This window comes from Parafrankia sp. EAN1pec, from assembly GCF_000018005.1.
GTDB classification, from domain to species: domain Bacteria; phylum Actinomycetota; class Actinomycetes; order Frankiales; family Frankiaceae; genus Parafrankia; species Parafrankia soli.
In genome coordinates, this window is the sequence record NC_009921.1 from 6,316,040 (window position 1) to 6,336,501 (window position 20,462).

General features: G+C 72.8%; 14 protein-coding genes. 1 reads left to right on the forward strand and 13 read right to left on the reverse strand.

Annotation, left to right across the window (positions count from 1 at the left end; all coding sequences use genetic code 11):
• Nucleotides 1-46 precede the first annotated feature (46 nt).
• The 7 genes from FRANEAN1_RS25855 to rplU all read right to left on the reverse strand — a co-directional run bounded on the left by FRANEAN1_RS25855 (nucleotide 47) and on the right by rplU (nucleotide 7,487).
• Complete coding sequence (locus FRANEAN1_RS25855) at nucleotides 47-1,474, reverse strand: VWA domain-containing protein (protein ID WP_020462724.1); 1,428 nt, start codon at nucleotides 1,472-1,474, stop codon at nucleotides 47-49.
• A gap of 20 nt (nucleotides 1,475-1,494) precedes the next feature.
• Entirely contained in the window at nucleotides 1,495-2,409 is a 915-nt protein-coding gene (locus tag FRANEAN1_RS25860; RefSeq protein WP_041256538.1) for a MoxR family ATPase, read from the reverse strand.
• A gap of 170 nt (nucleotides 2,410-2,579) precedes the next feature.
• Entirely contained in the window at nucleotides 2,580-3,836 is a 1,257-nt protein-coding gene (locus FRANEAN1_RS25865) for a glutamate-5-semialdehyde dehydrogenase (RefSeq protein ID WP_020462726.1), read from the reverse strand.
• Nucleotides 3,837-3,937: 101 nt separating this feature from the next.
• Nucleotides 3,938-5,053: a glutamate 5-kinase gene (gene proB / locus FRANEAN1_RS25870; protein ID WP_020462727.1), complete on the reverse strand. Its 1,116-nt coding sequence runs from the start codon at nucleotides 5,051-5,053 to the stop codon at nucleotides 3,938-3,940.
• Between the two features lie 3 nt (nucleotides 5,054-5,056).
• On the reverse strand, nucleotides 5,057-6,682 hold the full coding sequence (gene obgE, locus FRANEAN1_RS25875; protein WP_020462728.1) for a GTPase ObgE: 1,626 nt from the start codon (nucleotides 6,680-6,682) through the stop codon (nucleotides 5,057-5,059).
• A gap of 195 nt (nucleotides 6,683-6,877) precedes the next feature.
• Nucleotides 6,878-7,165 (reverse strand): 50S ribosomal protein L27, encoded by a 288-nt coding sequence (gene rpmA / locus FRANEAN1_RS25880; RefSeq protein WP_018500214.1) that lies wholly within the window; start codon nucleotides 7,163-7,165, stop codon nucleotides 6,878-6,880.
• A 4-nt stretch (nucleotides 7,166-7,169) separates the two neighbouring features.
• Nucleotides 7,170-7,487, reverse strand: coding sequence for a 50S ribosomal protein L21 (rplU, locus tag FRANEAN1_RS25885; protein WP_020462729.1), 318 nt, complete (start codon nucleotides 7,485-7,487; stop codon nucleotides 7,170-7,172).
• An 805-nt stretch (nucleotides 7,488-8,292) separates the two neighbouring features.
• Here rplU and FRANEAN1_RS42515 point away from each other — a divergent pair.
• Nucleotides 8,293-8,958 (forward strand): MFS transporter, encoded by a 666-nt coding sequence (locus FRANEAN1_RS42515; protein ID WP_347176759.1) that lies wholly within the window; start codon nucleotides 8,293-8,295, stop codon nucleotides 8,956-8,958.
• 147 nt (nucleotides 8,959-9,105) lie between these two features.
• Here FRANEAN1_RS42515 and FRANEAN1_RS25895 read toward each other — a convergent pair whose 3' ends face one another.
• The 6 genes from FRANEAN1_RS25895 to mreD all read right to left on the reverse strand — a co-directional run bounded on the left by FRANEAN1_RS25895 (nucleotide 9,106) and on the right by mreD (nucleotide 20,458).
• Nucleotides 9,106-13,059 (reverse strand): Rne/Rng family ribonuclease, encoded by a 3,954-nt coding sequence (locus FRANEAN1_RS25895; RefSeq protein WP_347176760.1) that lies wholly within the window; start codon nucleotides 13,057-13,059, stop codon nucleotides 9,106-9,108.
• A 443-nt stretch (nucleotides 13,060-13,502) separates the two neighbouring features.
• Entirely contained in the window at nucleotides 13,503-14,264 is a 762-nt protein-coding gene (locus FRANEAN1_RS25900; RefSeq protein WP_020462732.1) for a TIGR03936 family radical SAM-associated protein, read from the reverse strand.
• Nucleotides 14,248-16,281 carry a TIGR03960 family B12-binding radical SAM protein gene (locus tag FRANEAN1_RS25905; RefSeq protein ID WP_020462733.1) on the reverse strand — a complete coding sequence of 678 codons (2,034 nt, stop codon included), beginning with the start codon at nucleotides 16,279-16,281 and terminating at the stop codon, nucleotides 14,248-14,250. Before FRANEAN1_RS25905 ends, FRANEAN1_RS25900 begins: the two co-directional genes overlap by 17 nt.
• Before the next feature lie 45 nt (nucleotides 16,282-16,326).
• Entirely contained in the window at nucleotides 16,327-17,562 is a 1,236-nt protein-coding gene (gene rodA, locus FRANEAN1_RS25910) for a rod shape-determining protein RodA (protein ID WP_020462734.1), read from the reverse strand.
• 68 nt (nucleotides 17,563-17,630) lie between these two features.
• Nucleotides 17,631-19,925 (reverse strand): penicillin-binding protein 2, encoded by a 2,295-nt coding sequence (gene mrdA, locus FRANEAN1_RS25915; RefSeq protein WP_020462735.1) that lies wholly within the window; start codon nucleotides 19,923-19,925, stop codon nucleotides 17,631-17,633.
• Nucleotides 19,922-20,458, reverse strand: coding sequence for a rod shape-determining protein MreD (mreD, locus tag FRANEAN1_RS25920; protein ID WP_020462736.1), 537 nt, complete (start codon nucleotides 20,456-20,458; stop codon nucleotides 19,922-19,924). Before mreD ends, mrdA begins: the two co-directional genes overlap by 4 nt.
• Nucleotides 20,459-20,462: the final 4 nt, after the last annotated feature.

Genomic DNA, 20,462 nt, shown 5'->3' on the forward strand with positions numbered 1-20,462 from the left:
CGGAAACGTCAAATCTCCCACAACGGCGCGACCACGCCGAGGCGCCTCAGGTGGGTAGCAGACGCTCGATGAAGTGCTGGAGCTGCTCGACGTTGCGGCACTCGACCATCTCGTCGACGAGGTCCGCGTAGGCGGTGGTGGCCGAGTCGCCGGAGCCCCAGTAGCTGCGCGGCTCCGGGTTCAGCCAGTAGGAGTGCCGGGCCTGCCCGCACAGCCGGCGGAACACCGCGGCCGAGGTGGCCCGGTAGTTGTTGCGGGCATCCCCCAGGACGAGCAGCGACGTCCGCGGCCCGACTGCGTCCGGGTACTTCTCGGCGAAGACCTCGATCGCGTGGCCGTAGTCGCTGTGGCCGTCGAACCAGACCAGGTCGGCCTCGGAGGCGATCCGGGCCATCATGTCGCCCAGCTCGAGCCCGCGCAGGAAGCGGGTGACCTCGTCGGTCGTGTCGATGAACGCGAACGCGCGGACCTTGGAGAACTGCTCGCGCAGCGCGTGCGTGAGCATGAGGGTGAAGTGCGCGAAGGAGGACACCGATCCGGACACGTCGCACAGCACGACAAGCTCGGGCTTGTGCGGCTTGTGCGGCCGGTGCTTGGTCTCGATCGGCACGCCACCGGTCGCCAGCGATGCCCGGACGGTGCGGCGGAAGTCGAGCCGGCCGGCCCGGCCGAGCCGGCGCCGCGCCGTCAGCCTGGTCGCCAGCCGGCGGGCGAGCGGATACACCTGGCGGCGCAGCTCGACCAGATCACGCTGGGAGGCACGCAGGAAGTCGACCTGGTCGGCGAGCGGCTTCACCGCGGTCCGCTCGACGGCCTCGATGCCGCGTTCCTCGGCCATCCGCCGGCGGACCTCGGAGGAGATCATCTCCTCGAACGCCCGGATGCGGTCGGCGATCGTCTGCCGCGCGATCCGCTCTTCGAGGCCGCCGCGATCGTCGTCGCCGAGCATCGCGGCGAGCAGGTCCGCGATGAGTGTCTCCGGGGACATCGCCCGCAGCACCCGGTAGATGAAGTAGCTGCGCTGCCCCGGCCCGTTCTGCGCCGCGCCGAAGGCGCTGACCGAACGGCGGGCCAGGTCGCGGAGCTTCTCGTCGTCGCCGTCGAGCAGCGCGTCGCGGAGCTGGTCGCGCATGGCCCGGCGCAGCGCCTCGATCTCCTGCGGGGTCAGCTCGGACGGGTCGCCGTCCCGCTGCTCCCCCGGCTGCTGCTCCCCGGCGGGCCCGCCCTCGTCGGGCAGCACGACACCGTCGCCGATCCGCGGCGGAAAGTACAGGTCGAACAGCGAGTCGAACGCGCTCCGGTACAGCGGGCGCTTGCACATCGTCGCGGCGAACGCGGCCCGCAGGGCGTCCCGGTCGGCCCAGCCGATGGCACCGACCGCCCGCGCGGCGTCCACCGTCTCGGCGCTGCTCACCGGGACGTTGGCGCGGCGCAGCGCGGCGGTGAACTCGACGGTGCGGTCGAGCAGGTTCATCGGGACCTCCCGGTCCTGCGTCAGTTGGCGCCGAGCTTGAGCTGGCTGATGGCGCGGGCCTGGTCGCTGGCGTGCTTGAGGACCACGCCGAGGGTGGAGGTGACGGCGGCGTCGTCCATGGTGTCGAAACCGAGCGCGAGAACGGTCTGGCCCCAGTCGATCGTCTCCGCGATCGACGGGGCCTTCTTGAGCTCCATCGCCCGCAGCGCGCGCACGATCCGCACCAGCGACTCGGCCATCTTCTCCGGCAGCTCGGGCACCCGGGCGAGGACGATCTCCTTCTCCCGGGCTGCCGAGGGGTAGTCCAGGTTCAGGTACAGGCAGCGGCGCTTGAGCGCCTCCGACAGCTCGCGGGTGGCGTTCGAGGTGAGGATGACGAACGGCCGGCGGGTCGCCTTCACGGTGCCCAGCTCGGGGATCGTGACCTGGAAGTCGGAGAGCACCTCCAGCAGCAGGCCCTCCACCTCGACGTCGGCCTTGTCCGTCTCGTCGATGAGCAGGACGGTCGGGTCGTCCCGCCGGATCGCGGTGAGCAGCGGACGGGAGAGGAGGAACTCCTCGCTGAAGATGTCGTCGTGGGTCTGCTGCCAGCTGGCGGTGCCAGCGGCGGCGTCCCCGGCGGCCTCGGCCGTGGCGCCGGAGGCCGCCTGGATGCGCAGCAGCTGCTTCTTGTAGTTCCACTCGTAGAGCGCGCGGGCCTCGTCCAGGCCCTCGTAGCACTGGAGCCTGATCAGCTCGGCGCCGACCGCCGCGGCCAGCGACTTGGCGAGCTCGGTCTTGCCGACACCGGCCGGCCCCTCGACGAGCAGCGGCTTGCCCAGCCGGTCGGCGAGGAAGACCGTGGTGGCGATCGCCTCGTCGGCGAGGTAGCCCGTCTCCCGGAGCCGCTCCCGGACATCAGCGACGTCTGCGAACGCGTATCCCTGCAACGACATGGCCACCTTCCGGTCCAGCGCCTAGCACCACCACGGTCCATAGTGCCAGTGGTTGGCAGCACATGACGGATTGACGAGGGATGACGGGCTTCCGGAGTGCTCCGGAGTGCTCCCGAGACGGCCGTTCCGGCCTCCCGGAAGGCCACCCGCAACGCCCACTCGCCGCCCGGTCACACCAGGTGGCCGTCCCCGATGCCCACCCAGGTCGTCGAGGTCAGCTCGGGCAGGCCCATCGGCCCGCGGGCGTGCAGCTTCTGCGTGGAGATGCCGATCTCGGCGCCCATCCCGAACCGCTCGCCGTCGGTGAAGCGGGTCGAGGCGTTCACCATCACCGCGGCGCTGTCGCAGGAGGCGACGAACCGGCGACTCGCCGCCAGCGACCGGGTCACGATCGCCTCGGTGTGGCCGCTGCTCCAGCGCCGGATGTGGTCGAGCGCCTGGTCCAGCGAGTCGACGACCCCCACCGCCATGTCGAGCGAGAGGTACTCCGTCGCCCAGTCCTCGTCGGTGACAGGCACGGCGGACGGGTCGACCGCGCGCACCGTCTCGTCACCGTGCACGGTCACGCCCGCGTCGCGCAGCGCCGTCAGCACCCGGGGCAGGAACTCCGCGGCGATCCCGGCGTGGACGAGCAGGGTCTCGGCCGAGTTGCACACCGACACCTTCTGCGTCTTCGCGTTCAGCGTGATGGCCAGCGCGGTGTCGACGTCGGCGTCGACGTCCACGTACACATGGCAGTTACCGACGCCGGTCTCGATGACCGGAACCGTCGACTCCTCGACGACCGCGCGGATCAGGCCGGCCCCGCCGCGCGGGATGAGGACGTCCACCAGGCCGCGCAGCCGCATGAGGTGCTTCACCGAGTCGTGGTCCGCCCCCGGGACGAGCTGCACGCCGTCGGCCGGCAGCCCCGCGGCCACCGCCGCCTCCCGCAGGACGTCCACCAGCACCCGGTTGGAGTTCAGCGCCGAGGCGCTGCCCCGCAGCAGCACCGCGTTGCCGCTCTTGATGCACAGGCCCGCCGCGTCCACCGTGACGTTGGGCCGGGCCTCGTAGATGATCCCGATGACGCCGAGCGGCACCCGGACCTGGCGCAGCTCCAGCCCGTTGGGCAGCACCCGCCCGCGGACGACCTCACCGACCGGGTCCTCGAGCGCCGCGACCTGGCGCAGGCCGTCGGCCATCGCCTCGATCCGCTCCGGGGTGAGGGTCAGCCGGTCGACCAGCGCGGCGGACGTGCCGGCGGCCCGCGCGGCGGCGGTGTCCAGGGCGTTCGCGGCGAGGATCTCGGCGGACCGGTCGAGCAGCGCCGCGGCCATGCCCAGCAGCGCGGCGTCCTTCGCCGCCCGCGACAGCGGGGCGAGCTGCCCGGCGGCCTGCCGGGCTCGGACCGCGCTGGCGCGGACGTCCTCCGCAGAGGTGTTCATGACCGGATTCCTCCCGACTGTCCGCGACGGCCGGCGCGGACGCGGGCCCGGCGTCGACGGCGCGCCGCTGTGCGCCGTTCCCTGAGGCTACCGGCGGCGGGTCAGCGACGGGTGAGGAGCAGGACGAGGTCGTCGCGGTGGACGACCTCACGCTCGTAGGACGGGCCCCGCTCGGCCGCCAGGTCCATCGTCGAGCGGCCGAGCATGCCCGGCAGCTCGACGGAGTCGAACTCGACCAGCCCGCGCGCCACCGGACGGCCCCGCGGGTCGACCAGGTCGACCGGGTCTCCGGCGGAGAAGTCCCCCTCGACCTTGGTGACCCCGGCCGGCAGCAGCGAGGCCCGCCGGTCCACCACCGCGGCGACCGCGCCCTCGTCCAGGTGCAGCCGGCCCTCGGGAGCGGTGGCGTGGGCCAGCCAGAGCAGGCGGGACGGCCGGCGCGGGCCGGTCGGGTGGAACACCGTCCCGATCTCCTCGCCGGCCAGCACCGCGGCCGCGTTGGCCGCAGAGGTGACGACCGTCGTGACGCCACCGGACGCCGCCATCCGCGCGGCGTCGATCTTCGTCGCCATGCCGCCGACCCCGACGCCGGCCGCGCCGGTGCCGCGGGCGGTCAGGCCGTCGAGATCGGCGTCCGAGCGGACCTCGCGCACCATGCTCGCCGGCCCCAGCCGCGGGTTCGACTCGTACACGCCGTCGACGTCGGAGAGCAGGACGAGCAGGTCTGCGGAGACCAGGTGGGAGACGATCGCGGCGAGCCGGTCGTTGTCACCGAACCGGATCTCCTGGGTGGCGACCGCGTCGTTCTCGTTCACGATCGGCACGACACCGAGGGCCAGCAGCCGCTCCAGGGTCGTGCGCGCGTTCCGGTAGTGCGTCCGCCGGATCACGTCGGTGGCGGTGAGCAGGACCTGGCCGACCCGGTGCCCGGCCCGGCCGAACGCGCCGGCGTAGCAGTGGACGAGCGAGCTCTGGCCGACGCTCGCCGCCGCCTGCAGGGTGGCCAGGTCACGCGGCCGCCTGGTCAGCCCGAGCGGGGCGAGACCGGCGGCGATCGCGCCCGACGACACCAGCACCAGGCTGCCGGCCCGGCCGGCGACGGCCGCGACCAGCGCCTCGACCCGGTCGGCGTCCAGCCCACCGGCCGCCGTGGTCAGCGACGACGAGCCGACCTTGACGACGACCCGGTTCGCTTCGGTGACGAAGGAACGGACCACGGCCTAGCCACGCCCGCCGTCGGCGTCACCGCCGGAGCCACCGCTGTCGCCGAAGGCCGCACTGTCGCTGAAGCCGGCACCGTCGTCGAAGTCGTCAGCGGAGTCACTCAGGGCCGTCCGCTGTGCCCTGGTGAGCCGCTTGGACGTCCGCAGCCGCAGGTCGGTGCCCCGCGGGCCGAGCGGGAGGTCGGAGACCACTGCTCCGCCGCGCGCGCCGGCTCTCGTGCCCCCGGACCCGCCCACGGTCGCGATCGTGACGGCGGTGTCGACGGCGCCGTAGCCCGCCTCGCCGTAGCCGTCGCCATCCCCGCCGCCGGCGGCGAGCAGCGCCTCCCGGCCGGACAGCGTCGGCTCCCAGTCGAAGGTGACGGCACCGATCGTGACCGCGACCCCGGGGAAGGCACCCCGTTTGGCGAGCTCCTTCTCGACGCCCAGCCGGGCCAGGCGGTCGGCCAGGTAGCCGATCGCCTCCTCGTTGCTGAAGTCGGTCTGGCGCACCCAGCGCAGCGGTTTGGTCCCGCCGACGACGAAGCCGTCGCCCTCGGCCCGCACCGTGAAGTCCGGCTCGTCCACCGCGCGCGGGCGCAGCACGATCCGGGTCGCGGCCGGGCTGGGCACCGCGGCGCGCAGGCTGGCGACGAGCTCGGCGAGCGCGAGCGCGAGCCCGCGGACCCCGTGCCGGCTCGCCGTGCTGATCTGGTGCACGGCCAGACCGCGGGCTTGCAGGTCAGGGGTGACCAGCTCGGCGAGCTCGGCCGCGTCCGGGACGTCGACCTTGTTCAGCACCACGAGACGCGGGCGGTCCGACAGGTCGGTCGTGTACGCGGCGAGCTCCGCCTCGATCACGTCGAGGTCGGTGAGCGGATCACGGCCGGGCTCGAGCGTGGCGCAGTCGAGAACGTGGACGATCAGCGAGCACCGCTCGATGTGCCGCAGGAACTCCAGGCCCAGCCCCCGGCCCTGGCTGGCACCCGGAATCAGCCCGGGGACGTCCGCGACCGTGAACGGGCGATGGTCACCGGCCTGGACGACGCCCAGGTTCGGGACCAGGGTGGTGAACGGGTAGTCGGCGATCTTGGGACGCGCGGCGCTGAGCACCGAGACCAGCGAGGACTTCCCGGCACTCGGGAAACCGACGAGCGCGACGTCGGCCACGCTCTTGAGCTCGAGGACGGCGTCGAGCTGCTCACCCGGCTCCCCAAGCTCGGCGAAGCCGGGCGCCTTGCGGCGGGCCGAGGCCAGCGAGGCGTTACCCCGCCCCCCGCGGCCGCCGTGCGCCAGGACGTAGGTGCTCCCCGCCCCGACCAGGTCGACGATCTGCTCGCCGTCGGGCGAGAGCACGACGGTACCGTCCGGCACCGACAGAACCAGGTCGTCGCCGTCCGCGCCGTGGCGGTTGGAGCCCTGGCCCGGACGGCCGCCGCCGGCCCGCTGATGCGGGTGGAAGTGGAAGTCGAGCAGGGTCGTCACGCCGCTGTCGACGCGCAGCAGCACGTTGCCGCCGCGGCCGCCGTTACCGCCGTCCGGCCCGCCCAGCGGTTTGAACTTCTCACGGTGGATCGAGCAGCAGCCGTGCCCGCCGTCGCCGGCGGCGGCGTGCAGAACCACCCGGTCGACGAACGTCGGCATGATCTGCCACCTCTCCTAACTCCGCGGTTGACCGCGGTCTGACGCGCAAGAGCGCCGCGCATGCCACACCGGAGGGGCTGTGGCTCGCGCGGCGCCCTGTGAACGACTACGACCCGGGCGACGGCCCACACATCCCCGGCGGCATCGCGCCGCGGTTCTGGCAGGTCTCCGAATCGCCGGACCTCTTTGGGCTGGTCAGGCCGGTACGGCGGCCTTCTCGGCACGCTCGGTGTCGGCCGAGACGATGTTCACGACCCGGCGGCCCCGCTTGCGGCCGAACTCGACGTGGCCCGGAGCCAGCGCGAACAGAGTGTCGTCCTTGCCGCGGCCGACCAGGTCACCCGGGTGGAAGTGGGTGCCCCGCTGCCGGACGATGATCTCGCCGGCCTTGACCAGCTGGCCGCCGAAACGCTTCACGCCGAGCCGCTGGGCGTTCGAGTCACGGCCGTTGCGCGAGGAGCTCGCGCCCTTCTTGTGCGCCATCTCGTCAGGCCTTCCCCGTCTCGATCCCGGTCACCTTCAGGCGCGTGTACTTCTGGCGATGGCCCTGACGCTTGTGGTAGCCGGTCTTGTTCTTGAACTTGTGGATCCGGATCTTCGGACCCTTGACGACACCGACGACCTCGGCGGTGACCTCGACGGACGCCAGAGCGTCAGCGTCGTGTGTGACCGACTCGCCGTCGACGAGCAGCACCGCCGGAAGGTTCACGGCCGCGCCCGGCTCCCCGGAGAGGAGTTCGACGTCGACGACATCGCCGACGGCGACCCTGTGCTGCTTGCCGCCGCTGGCAACGACCGCGTACACCAGATCTCCCTGCTGTTGGATCTCGCTTGGACCGCCTGGAGCGGCCCGTCAAGCCTGTCTCACGAGCTGGGCGCCCGCGGCACGCGGCGCCTCGCCGGTGCGACATCCGCGCCCGCAACCATGCCCGCACATGCCCGCACCCATCGACCCGCATCCGCGCTCGCGGGTCAGGAGGCCCGCGAGTACCGACGCACGCTCAGGACGCGCCTGTCTCGTGTCCATCCACCTTACAGGTCATCCGGGCAAGGGTGAGACACGCCCACCCGGCACGACCACCGATCGACCACAGAGAAGATCAAAAAGAAGGCGCAGCCCGGGGGACATCAATGAAAGAACGACAGAAGAACACGGAAAGACACACTGCGATGGGGACACGGGCGATAGGCGGGTTCCGAGAGGGTCATGTTGCCTATGACCCGGACGGGCCATGGTGACGAACGAGTCGCGGGGAAAACATGTGGGGTCCTCCAGCGCGGCGACGAGGGCCGTCCCCACCAGGACGGGTCGCCGGCGGAGCACACCGGCGGTGCCTGCCCTGGGGGGCACGCGAGGAGGCACGTGACCCCGCGTCACACGACGCCGCGCGACGTCCGCGCCAGGCTCGCGGACGCGCGGGCAACGGGACTCACCGCGAACCGAGTCGCCGTGGCTCGAGTCGCCGCACCCCTGGTGGGGGCGGGCCAAGTCGGGTCGGGGCGGACCCCGCCAGGCGGGGTGAGTCGGGCGGACCGGCGGACCAGAGGATTCAGAGGGGGCGATCGGGGTGCACTGGCATTACGTGACATGGGCGGCAGGCGCCGCCACGATGGCCGCCCTTGCCGTCGCCTGCCTCCCGCTGATCGCGGCGGCGGTCGCCCCGGCCGCGGCGCAGCCGTCACCGCGCCGGACCGACTCTGCCCCCGCCGTGCCCGGTCGGGCGGCCCCCGCGGCGACAGGAGTGCTCGTCATCCTCGTCGTGTTGATGGCGACCGAGCTGACCTTCGACGGGCTGGTCGACCCCCCGGCCTGGGTCCGGGCCGGATGGGCGATCACCACCGCGGTCGCGGCGGCGTGGCTCGCCGCCCACGGCAGCGAGCTGACCACACCGGCCCCGCACACCACCACCCGCACCGGCGGCGCGTCGCCCACGACCGGCAGCACGGGAGCCGCCAGCGGCACGATGCCCGCAACCAGCAGCGCGGGACCGGCTACCAGCGGCACACGGCTGACGACCAGCCCGGCCGACGCCGACCCAGCGGGGCCGGCCCGGATGGCGGACCCGCTGTCCGAGCAGGACGATCTGGTCCAGACGCTGGTCATGGCCTCGTACGCCCTGCAGATGGGGGACGAGCCCCGCGCGCGCCAAGCCGTCGACGGAGCGCTGCGACGCTCCCGGGCAACCCTCGACGAGCTGATGCGCCAGCGCGGATGCCACGGTCTCGTCCGAGCCGCCCCGGCAGCCGCCGGCCGCAACACCCCGAACCTCTACTAGCCCTACCCGACCCGCCCTCAGCCAGACGACCCACGCAGATAGGGTCGGCGGCCGAGAGAAGTGCGGCGGGTGAGCGAGTCCGTGGACTCGCTCACCCGCCACACTTCTGTCGTACGTGGGACTCACCCGCCGTGGCGGGTGAGGGGGTCAGGTGCTGGTGGCTTCGGAGGGAACGGGGATCGGCTGGGCGGTGTCCGTGGGCTTGGAGACCGGGCGGGATGCGCGACGGCGACGGGCGCGGGCCGGCTTCTCGGCGCCAGCCGGAGTGCCCGCACCGTTCGTACCGGAATGCAGAACGCTGTCCGGATCGTCGGTGTTCGCGAACACCGGGATTCCGCCGGAACCCGGCCGCGACTCACCGTCGACCGTGGTGCCCTCGGCCCCGCCACTCCCGGTCCCGTTAGCCCCGGGCCCGCCACTGACGCCGTTGCTGTCGACGCCGTTACTCTCAGTGCCCTGATCGCTTCCGGCTCCAACCGTTACGGCGATCCGGGCGGCCCGCGGTGCGACGGCGTCCAGCAAGGACGCGCCGGCCTGAGCGGCCGGGTGTTCACCAAGAGCCACCGCCTCCGCCGGCCCCGACACCCCAGCCGATCCAACTGATCCAGACGAATCAGTCGATTCAGCCGATGCGGAGCCGTTCACGGACCCGCTGGCATCGTCCGAGGAGACATGCGCCCCGTCCACGGCCGACGAGACCGCGGCAGCCACGAGGGCTGGACCAGCGGGCTTTGTCGCGTGCCGTGCGCGGCGGCCCGTGGAGGTACCGGCCGCCTGGGCCGGAGCCTCCGCCGCCGGCTGGCTCGCCGACGACGCCGCCTCCCTCGGCTGTGCCCCGTCCCGCGACTGCGCGTCCCTTGAGTGCGCGGAGTCGAGGTGGACGAGCACACCGCGCCCGTTGCAGTGGGCGCACGGCTCGCTGTAGGCCTCCAGCAGGCCCTGGCCCACCCGCTTGCGGGTCATCTGGACGAGGCCCAGGCTCGTCACCTCGGCGACCTGGTGGCGGGTCCGGTCCCGGCCGAGGCACTCGGTGAGCCGGCGCAGCACCAGCTCGCGGTTGCTCTCCAGCACCATGTCGATGAAGTCGATGACGATGATGCCACCGATGTCGCGCAGCCGGAGCTGGCGGACGATCTCCTCCGCGGCCTCGAGGTTGTTCTTGGTGACCGTCTCCTCGAGGTTGCCGCCCTTGCCGGTGAACTTGCCGGTGTTGACGTCGATGACGGTCATCGCCTCGGTGCGGTCGATGACCAGTGAGCCGCCGGAGGGCAGCCAGACCTTGCGGTCCAGCGCCTTCGCGAGCTGCTCGTCCACCCGGTGCTCGGCGAAGACGTCCCCGGTGCCGACGTAGCGGCGGACGCGGTCGCGCAGGTCCGGGGCGACCGTGTCGACGTAGCCCTCGACGGTCGCGGCCTCGTGCGACCCCTGGACGACCAGCTCGGTGAAGTCCTCGTTGAAGATGTCGCGGATGACCCGCACCACCAGGTCGGGCTCGCCGTAGAGCAGGGACGGCGCGCTGGCCTTCTGCGCCTTGCGCTGGATGTCCTCCCACTGCGCGACGAGGCGCTCGATGTCGCGCTCGAGCTCGGCCTCGCTCGCACCCTCCGCCGCGGTGCGGACGATCACCCCACCGTTCTCCGGAGTGATCTTCTTGAGGATGCTCTTCAGCCTGGCGCGCTCGGTGTCCGGCAGCTTGCGGCTGATTCCGGCGTTCTGGCCGTCCGGCACGTACACGAGGTAGCGGCCGGGCAGGCTCACCTGGCTGGTCAGCCGCGCGCCCTTGTGCCCGATCGGGTCCTTCGAGACCTGGACGAGCACCGACTGCCCGGACTTCAGCACCTGCTCGATCTTGCGCGGCCGGCCGTCGAGGCCCGAGGCGTCGTAGTTGACCTCACCGGCGTACAGGACGGCGTTGCGGCCCTTGCCGATGTCGACGAACGCCGCCTCCATGCTGGCCAGGACGTTCTGCACCCGCCCGAGGTACACGTTGCCCGCGTAGGACGCCGAGCTGGCGCGCGTCACGAAGTGCTCGACCAGGACGCCGTCCTCAAGCACGGCGATCTGGGTGCGGTCACCGTTGTGCCGGACGATCATCCGGCGCTCGACCGACTCCCGCCGGGCGAGGAACTCGGCCTCGGTGACGATGGGTGCGCGGCGGCGACCGCTGTCGCGGCCCTCGCGCCGGCGCTGGCGCTTCGCCTCCAGCCGGGTGGAACCGCTGACCCCGCGGACGAGGTCGTCGTCCCGGCGCGTCTCGCGCACGTGCACGACGGTGTTCGGGGGGTCGTCGGGGACCGGCGTGGTCTCCGCGCCGGTCCCGGAACGGCGGCGGCGCCGGCGGCGGCGGCGAGATCCACCGGCGCGGTCATCGTCCGAACCGTCCTCGGCCGAGTCGTCCGCGCCGTCCTCGAGGTCCGCGCCGTCGTCGGCGTCAGACTCGGTGTCGGTGTCGGTGTCGGCTCCGGAGTCGGCTCCGGCCACCAGCTCGGCTTCGGAGTCAATCTCCTCCGCCTCGTCGAATGTCTCCCTCGTCGGCGAGCGACGTGAGCGGCGGCGGGAGGACCTGGGCTCACGCTCCACCGGCTCGGCTTCGAGCTCGCGGTCGTCGCGCTCCTCGGCCTCGTCGACCTGCTCCTCGGCAAGGTCACTGGTCTCGGAGATCTCGTCTTCGCCGCGGGCCCGGCCACGACCACGGCGGCCGCGGCGGCGGCGGCGGGTTCCGCCCGGTCCGGCGTCGTCGCCGTCCGCGTCGGTGGACGAGTACTCGCCGCCGTCGAACGCCTGCTCGCTGCTCTCCGTCTCCAGTGCCTCACCGAACTCCGCGGTGTCGTACGCCACCGCGTCGTCGGCCGCGTCGACGATCTCGTCGGCCGGGGCCACGTCGTCGAGGCCCGCACCGGTGAGGCCGCCGCGACCGGTCACGGCGGGCTCGGCCGGCGCGTCGTCAGCGTCACGACGGCGGCGGGGCCACGGGTCCACGACCGCCGGCTCCGGCTGCTGGAAGGTGATCATCGCCACCGGGCGACGGGCCGACTGCCGGGTCACCGGCGCGGGGGCGGGGGCCTCGGCGCCGCTGGTCCACGTCGGGGCGACCGCCCGCGTGCGCCGCCGCGAGGTGCGCTCCGCCCGCGGGGGCTCGGGCGCACCGACCGCCTCGGGACCGGGGGCGGTCTCCGTTCCGGCGACCGCCTCGGGACCGGCCGCGGGGGTGGCTTCGGTGGTTCCGGTGGTTCCGGCGCCCGTCACAGCCGCTGTGTCCGCCACCGTCGCGGCAATCACGGGCTCCGGCGAGGACGCGACCGCCGGCTGAGCCCCGGGCGCGTCCGTCGCGGCGGCGCCAGTCCCGGCAGCGCTGGTCCCGGCGTCCGCGTCGGCGGTGGCGTCCGCCGGCAGTTCGTCGACCGGCTCCGCGAGCGGGTCGACGGTCTCGTCGATGGCCGGCTCGGGAGCCGGCGAGGTGGCCGCTACCACCTGCGAGGTGGCCGCGACAGCCGGCGGGGTGGCCGCGTCGGCCACCGAGTCCGGGGCTGCGGCGGGGGCCGGAGCGGAGGCGGCGGGAGTCTGCCCGACCGCCGGCTCGCCCACGCTGGACGACGCCGAGGCGGCGGATTCGCTGCCCGGCGCACCCGTGGGAGTGCCGGTCTCGGCCGCCGGCTCGACCTTCGTGGCCGCCCGACGAGCACGGGTGCGACGCGGCTTGGTCACGGCGGGGGCAGCCTCGCCCGACGCCGTAGTGTCAGCGAGCGCATCGGACGCGGTGACGTCGCCCTTCGCGACCTGCCCGGGCGAGCCGGGGACGTTGTCCGCTCCGGCCTCGGGCGCCGCGGTGGCGGACGACGTGGTCTCAGGTGCCCTGGTGTCGAGCGACGTCGTGTCGGACGAGCCGGCGGCGGGCGACGTGGTGTCGGAGGGAGCGGGGGTGGCTGTGGTGTCGGGTACGGCCTCGCTGACCTCCCGGGAGGCCCGGCGCGGCCGGGTCGTCCTCGCCCGCCGGGCTGGCTTGGCCGGCGCGGCTTCGGGCGCCGGCTCGGCGCCGGCCTCGACCAGCGGTACCGCGGCGTCAGGCGCCGCACCGTCGGACACGGGGAGAGTGCTGGACACGGCACCGGCACCGGCGCCAGTGGCGGAATCGGCCGCGTCCACGGCGGTCTCGCCATCGGCCGCGGCGGCAGGCGGGCCTGCCTCCTCAGGTGGCGGCCCGGCCGGTCTGCCGGCCGCGCGGCGGCGCCGGGTGGGGCGTTGCGGAGCGGTCTCGGCGGTCACGCTCTCAGGGGCCGCAGACTCAGCGACAGCTGTCGCGGGAGTCACCGGCTCGGGAGCCGCCGTCGCAGGGGCCGCGGTATCGGCAAGGGTGTTGTCGGAGGGCACGGTCTCGGAGGGCGTTACCTCGGAGCGCGTGGCCTGGTCCTCGATGATCTGATCTTCGGGCACGGGTTATGAAGCCTCTCGGGCTCCCGGGCGCGCTGTGTCAGCAGTCGCGGCCGCGCAGAAGCCACTGTCTCGGTCCGACGGTTGTGCCGCCGGCAATCCTGCGACGCCCTGCATCACGCTTCGAGTTGACCCACCAGCCGGGCAGCCTCGTCGCGGTCCGGTACCAGCGGGTCCGCCAGCGTTCCGTCCTCGCGCAACCGGCCCTGTTCGAGTCGTGTTGGCTCGGGCGGCACCGGGACGCTGAGAACGGCGACCGCGGAAAGGGCGGTCAGCACGTCGTCGGGTCGAACGGCGGGCGTCGTGTGCCGTACGACCACGTCCAGTATCGCACAGGTGTCGTTCTCTGCACGGCAAACGGCCCAGACCACGGCCTCGCGCACGTCCACGCGGCGCCGTCCGTCCTTGGTGGCCCGCTCGACCGTGAGTGACTCCCGACCCAGCAGCTCGGCGACGGCGACGTCCAGATCGGCGATCGCGACGCCGGGCATCCGCAGCCGCCACCGGGACGCGTCGATCCGGTCCGGCAGCGGCGGGCTGTCCGCCGCGACGCAGTGCAGGACGTCCAGCCCGGGCGGGAGCGCCGCGTCGAGTTCCGCGCGTACCTGCTCAGGCTCCATTGGGGCCGACAGCGCGACCTCGAAGTACTCGGCCTCGCTCGCGGCGCCGGTGGGTGCCGCGCCGACCCACGACACCCGGGGATGGGGGCTGAACCCGGCCGAGAACGCGACCGGTATCCGGGCGCGACGCAGGCCGCGTTCGAAGGTCCTGGCTATGTCGCGGTGCGACAGGAAGCGCAGCCGCCCCCGCTTGGCGAACCGGACCCGCACCCGGGCCACGACCGGCGGGGGCGGCGGGCCCTCAGGTCGACGAGGCACTGACCCGCGCCAGGTCGGACGGAACAGGGGACGACCCGGCAGGGCCCGGTTCAGCCGATGCAGCCGACGCATCGGTACGACTCACCGGGATCACCGGGATCAGCGTGCGCCCGGTGGGGCCGATCTGGTTCTCGGTCCCCATCGTCGGGCACACCCCACAGTCGTAGCAGGGGGTCCAGCGGCAGTCGTCCAGCTCGGTCGCGCGCAGGGCGTCCTGCCAGTCGGCCCACAGCCAGTCACGGTCGAGGCCGGCATCGAGATGATCCCACGGCAGGATCTCGCGCTCGTCGCGCTCGCGGGTCGTGAACCAGTCCAGCGAGACGCCGAGCCCGGTGAGCTCCGCCTCGCACGCGGCCTCCCAGCGGGCGAACGAGAAGTGCTCGCTCCAGCCGTCGAAGCGGCCACCGTCGCGCCAGACCCGCTCGATCACCCGGCCGACCCGGCGGTCACCGCGCGCGAGCAGCCCCTCGATGATGCCCGGACGCCCGTCGTGGTAGCGGAAGCCGACCGCCCGGCCGACCTCACGGTCGGCGCGCACGGTGTCACGCAGCAGCTTGAGGCGCTGGTCGGTCACCTCATGGGATGCCTGCCCCGCCCACTGGAACGGCGTGTGCGACTTGGGGACGAACCCGCCGATCGAGACGGTGCACCGGATGTCGCGGTGACCGCTGGCCCGCCGGCCCGCCCGGATGACCTCGCGGGCGAGATCGGCGATCTCCAGGACGTCCTGGTCCGTCTCGGTGGGCAGGCCGCACATGAAGTAGAGCTTCACCTGCCGCCAGCCGTTCGCGTAGGCCGTGCTGACCGTGCGGACCAGGTCCTCCGCGCTGACCGTCTTGTTGATGACCCTGCGAAGCCGCTCCGAGCCGCCCTCGGGGGCGAAGGTGAGCCCACTGCGGCGGCCGTTGCGGGAGAACTCGTTGGCGAGGGTGACGTTGAAGGCGTCCACCCGGGTGGAGGGCAGGCTCAGCGCCGTGTTGGTGCCCTCGTAGCGGTCGGCCAGACCCTTGGCGATCTCGCCTATCTCGCTGTGGTCCGCGCTCGACAGCGACAGCAGGCCCACCTCGGAGAAACCCGAGGCCGCGAGCCCGGCGTCGACCATCTCGCCGACGGTGGTGATGCTGCGCTCCCGCACCGGACGGGTGATCATCCCGGCCTGGCAGAACCGGCAGCCGCGGGTGCAGCCGCGGAAGATCTCCACGCTCAGCCGCTCGTGCACCGTCTCGGCCAGCGGTACGAGCGGGGTCTTCGGGTACGGCCAGGAGTCGAGGTCGGTCAGGGTGTGCTTGGCGGGCCGCTCCGGGACGTCGTCCCGGTTGCGGGTGACCGCCGCGATCCGCCCGTCCGGCCGGTAGCTGACGTCGTAGAACTCCGGGACGTAGACCAGCTTGCGGCGGGCGAGACGGTGCAGCAGCTCCGTGCGCCCACCGGGCGCGCCGGCGGCCTTCCAGGCGCGGGTGATGTCGGTGATCAGCAGGACGGCCTGCTCGCCGTCCCCGAGGACGACGGCGTCGACGAAGTCCGCGATCGGCTCGGGGTTGAAGGCCGCGTGCCCGCCGGCGATGACGACCGGCCAGGTCAGGCCGTCGCCCGGGACGGCACGGTCCGCGGTGCGCAGCGGGATGCCGGCGAGATCCAGGGCCGAGAGCAGGTTCGTGTAGCCGAGCTCGGTGGAGAAGCTGACCCCGAAGAGGTCGAAATCCCCGACCGGGCGATGGCCGTCCACCGTGAACTGCGGTATTCGGTGCTCGCGCATCAGGGCCTCGAGATCCGGCCAGACCGAGTACGTGCGCTCCGCGAGGACGTCCGGCTGCTCGTTGAGGATCTCGTAGAGGATCTGGACGCCCTGGTTCGGCAGCCCGACCTCGTAGGCGTCGGGGTACATCAGACACCAGTGGACCGCGGCGTCGCCCCAGGGTTTGACGACCGCGTTCCCCTCGCCGCCGACGTACTGGACGGGCTTCCGGACCCGTGGGAGCAGCGGCTCCAGGAGGGGAAACAGCGACTGTCCGGACATGCCCGCGAGCCTACGGCACCGGAGGGTGGCCGACCGCCTCAGCCCTCAGAGCGCGTAGGGGTCCGAGCGCGAGCGCAGGCGGACGTTCTGCAGCAGGCCGACCGCGATCATGTTCGCGAACATCGAGGAACCGCCGTAGGACAGGAACGTCAACGGGAGGCCGGTCACCGGCATCACACCGAGACACATGCCGATGTTGACGAAGATCTGGAAGGTGAACCAACAGACCACGCCGGTGGCGATGAGCGCCCCGAAGGAGTCCTGCGAGTGGAAGCCGATCGTCAGCGCCCGCCAGAGCACCACGCCGAGCAGGACGATCACACCGCCGGCCCCCAGATAGCCGAGCTCCTCGCCGGCGACGCTGAACACGAAGTCGGTCTGCTGCTCGGGCACGAACTGGCCCTGGGTCTGCTGGCCCTCGAACAGACCACGACCGGTGATGCCGCCGTTCGCGATCGCGGTCATCGCCTGGTCGACGTTGTATCCGGTGGACGACGCCGCCTTGTTCTCGGAGACGAACGAGGTGAGGCGTGCCTCCTGGTAGGGCTTGAGCAGGTGGAACTGCAGGATCGCCCCGCCGAAGAGGACCCCGCACAGGATCAGGCCGAGCACCCAGCGCCGCGGCGCGCCGCTCACCGCCAGCATGCCGAGGGTGACGAACACCAGCACCATGACCGTGCCGAAGTCGGGCTGCAGCATGATCAGGGCCATCGGCACGACGGCGAGCCCGAGCACGAGCAGCACGTCGCCGTGGCCCGGCGCGCCGCGCCGGATGCCGGTGTGCCGGTCCTCGTGTTTCTCCCCGAGGATCATCGCCGCCCCGACGACGAGCGCGACCTTGGCGAACTCCGACGGCTGGAGCTGGAAGCCGGCCGGGAGCACGATCCATGAGTGGGCGCCGTTGACGGTGGTGCCGACCAGGAGGACGGCGATGAGACCGACCAGCGAGCCGAGATAGACGAAGGGCGCGTACGCCCGCAGGATCCGGTAGTCGACCAGGGTCGCGGCGGCCCCGAGCAACAGGCCGATCACCAGGTTCAGCAGGTGGCGTTTCAGGAAGGTCTGTGGGTCTCCCCCGGTCTCCTCCAGCCGCTGGCGGGTCGCCGACCAGACCAGCAGGGCTCCGAGGAGGGCCAGCGCGATCACGCTGATCTGAAGCGGCCAGTCGAGCCGGCGCAGCGGCGAGTGCCGCCCGGACGCGCGGTCGCGCAGCTGCCCGATCCGCCCCCGGACCAGCACCGGGGAGGAGCGCAGCGCGGTAGGACCCGGGTCCTGCGTCATCATTCCCCTCCCCTGCTGCCTGTGGACGGCCGCTCGCCGCCTGCTGTTCTCGTCGCCGGGTCTTGTCGTCAGCCAGGGCCGGTCGGGCCCCGTGCCCGTGCCTCCTGCTCACCGGCCCCTGGTGTGCCGGATACCGCTGTCGTCCCCGGCGGCGCCGTTCCGGCCAGCACGACCCCCGTCGGCCCCGTTCCCGTGAGCGTGGCCGGCACCGTGCCCGTTGGCACCGTTCCTGGCAGCACCGCGCCCGGGGCCGTCGTACCGGCCGCGCCGGGCGGGGCCGCGGGGGCGCCGGAGGCCGCGGAGAACGTGCCGTCACGACTCAGCTTGGGCAGCTCGGCCGGTGGCTTGCCGCCGGGCAGCGCCCCGGGACGTCCCACGCCGTAGAGCGCCTGGTAGATCTCCTTGGCCACGGGCGCGGCGTACTCGGCGCCGGTTCCCGACTCCGGGATGCTCACGACGACCGCGAACTGAGGGTCGTTCGCCGGGGCGAACGAGGCGAACCACGAGGTGTCGCCCTTGCCCTCGACCTCGGCGGTTCCGGTCTTGCCGGCCACCGGGACCATGTCGCTGGGCCAGTCGGCGAACACCCCGGTCGCCGTGCCGCCGCCCTCGGTCGTCACCCCGCTCAGGCCGCCCCGGATGTAGGCGAGGATCTCCGGCGAGACGGGCAGCTTCCCGACGACTTTCGGCGCGATCGGCTTCACTTCCGTGCCGTCCGGCGAGATCGTGGCCCTGGCGAGGGTGGGCTGGTAGATCGTCCCGCCGTTCGCGATGGCCGCGTAGGCGGTGGCGAGCTGCAACGGGCTGGCCGAGAGGTACTGCCCCTGCCCGATGGCGAACTGGACGGCCGCACCGGCGTTGTACAGGTATCCGTCGACGCAGGCCTCGGCCGCGTATTTCCGGAAGCGCTCGGCCTTCGTGGGGTCGGGTTCCTCCGGGTAGCCGTTCTGCGCGCGCCGGCAGTAGGAGTCCTTGAGCTCCTCCCAGATCTTCTTCGCGCCCTCCCGGTCGACGACGGACCCGGCGGTCTCGCCCGGCAGGTCGATGCCGGTACGCCGGCCGAAGCCCATGGCCTCGGCCATGTGGATGAAGTACTCCTTCGGCTCCGGGTAGGGACCACGGCCGTTACGCAGGCCGCCGTCCGCGACCCAGGCGTCGTAGGCGAACTTGTCGAAGATGACGTCGCAGGAGATGACCAGCGCCTGGTGCAGCGTGATCGGGCCGGCGGACGAGCCGTCGAAGTTGTGGAAGATCTGGTCGCCTACCTGCAGGGTCGGGGCGCAGTCGTAGGTCTGGTCGCCGGTCGCGCCCATGTTCTGCATGGCGACGGCGGTCGAGACCACCTTGAACGTCGACCCGGCCGCCGCCGAGCCCTGGAAGGCGCGGGAGAGCAGCGGCGTCCCGTTGGCGGGGTCGGACAGCGCGGCGTAGTCGTTCTGGGACACGCCGCCGACGAACACCGACGGGTCGTAGGACGGCAGGCTGGCCAGCGCGACGACGCCGCCGGTGCGCACGTCCAGCACGACCGCGGAGGCGGACCGGGCTCCCCCGCCGAGCGAGTCGAGCGTCCTGGCCAGCGCCTCCTCGGCGGCGCGCTGGACGTCGAGATCGAGGTTGAGCACGAGGTGGTCGCCGCTGACCGGCGGGGTCGTCGACGCGGTGCCCGCGACCCGGCCGAACCGGTCGACCTCGAGGCGTTCCACCCCGTCCGCGCCGCGTAGCGCGTCGTCGTAGGTGTACTCCAGGCCGGAGACGCCGATCAGGCTGTTGAGGTGGTAGCCCTTCTCGTCGCCCTGCTTGTCGAGCTGGTCCTGCGAGACGGGGGCGAGGTAGCCGAGCTCGTGCGCGGCGAGCCCGCCGTTCGGGTACTCGCGGACGGCCTGTAGATCCGCGGACACGCCGGGGAAGCGGTCCGGGTGTTCGATCACCGCGAGTGCCTGCGCCGGGGTGACGTCCTTGGCCACCGGGACCGGCTGGTAGGGCGAGCCGTTCCAGCACGGCGCCCGCACCGTGGCCGAGCAGAAGCGGACCCGCTGCTCGAGCTCGGCCAGCGGTGCCCCGATGACGGTGGCCAGCCGGTCGAGCACGGCCTTGCCCTTGTCCGCCTGGCGGTCGATGGTCGACCGGTTGACCGAGATGACCAGCGAGGTGCGGTTGCGCACCAGGGGCTGACCCTCGTCGTCGACGATCATGCCCCGGGTGGCGGGGGTGACCACCTCACGGACGCGGTTGGTCTCCGCGACCTGGCGGTAGCGCTCGCCGTCGAGGATCTGCAGCACCCACAGCCGGGCGCCGAGCGTCACCAGCAGGGAGAGCACGAGGACCCGCAGGATCAGCAGCCGGATGCGCATCCGGTCGGTCACACCCGCCTCCGATCCCCGTGCAGGCGGCGGGAGGCCGCCGCCGCGAGCGGGAACAGGAACGGCGTGACGAGCAGGGCGTAGAGCCCGGCGGCGATCGCGCGCACGATGGCCTGGCCACCGGTGAGGGCCGCGTCGCCCAGGATCGACGTCGTCGCCGCGTGGCCCAGGGTGCCCAGCGCCGCCGCGGCGCCGACCGCGGCGAGCGGCACGACGATCGAGCGCTCCGCCGCGTTCATCACCAGGCCGACGAGATACCCGACCAGGCACAGGACGAGCGCGGTCTGCCCGATCACATGCGTGGACAACAGGTCGGCCACGAGCCCCACGGCGAAGCCCAGGACCGCGCCGAGCATCGGCCCCTCAATCAACGCGATGATCGCGAGCAGGACGAGGACCAGATCGGGCCGGCCGAGCGGCGCACCGAGCCGCGCCACGACCGAGACCTGCAGGACGACCGCGACCAGCAGCACCACCACCGCGGCCACGAACGTGCGCGGATGCAGGCTCTCCTCGGAGGCTCCGGTGTCCCACACGGCC

Bases quoted from the DNA above. Each gene is read 5' to 3' on its own strand.
- rpmA (WP_018500214.1), bottom strand. From the start codon at position 7,165: ATGGCGCACAAGAAGGGCGCGAGCTCCTCGCGCAACGGCCGTGACTCG.
- FRANEAN1_RS25860 (WP_041256538.1), bottom strand. From the start codon at position 2,409: ATGTCGTTGCAGGGATACGCGTTCGCAGACGTCGCTGATGTCCGGGAG.
- FRANEAN1_RS25855 (WP_020462724.1), bottom strand. From the start codon at position 1,474: ATGAACCTGCTCGACCGCACCGTCGAGTTCACCGCCGCGCTGCGCCGC.
- rodA (WP_020462734.1), bottom strand. From the start codon at position 17,562: ATGACGCAGGACCCGGGTCCTACCGCGCTGCGCTCCTCCCCGGTGCTG.
- FRANEAN1_RS25905 (WP_020462733.1), bottom strand. From the start codon at position 16,281: ATGTCCGGACAGTCGCTGTTTCCCCTCCTGGAGCCGCTGCTCCCACGG.
- FRANEAN1_RS42515 (WP_347176759.1), top strand. From the start codon at position 8,293: ATGGCCGCCCTTGCCGTCGCCTGCCTCCCGCTGATCGCGGCGGCGGTC.
- FRANEAN1_RS25865 (WP_020462726.1), bottom strand. From the start codon at position 3,836: ATGAACACCTCTGCGGAGGACGTCCGCGCCAGCGCGGTCCGAGCCCGG.
- obgE (WP_020462728.1), bottom strand. From the start codon at position 6,682: ATGCCGACGTTCGTCGACCGGGTGGTTCTGCACGCCGCCGCCGGCGAC.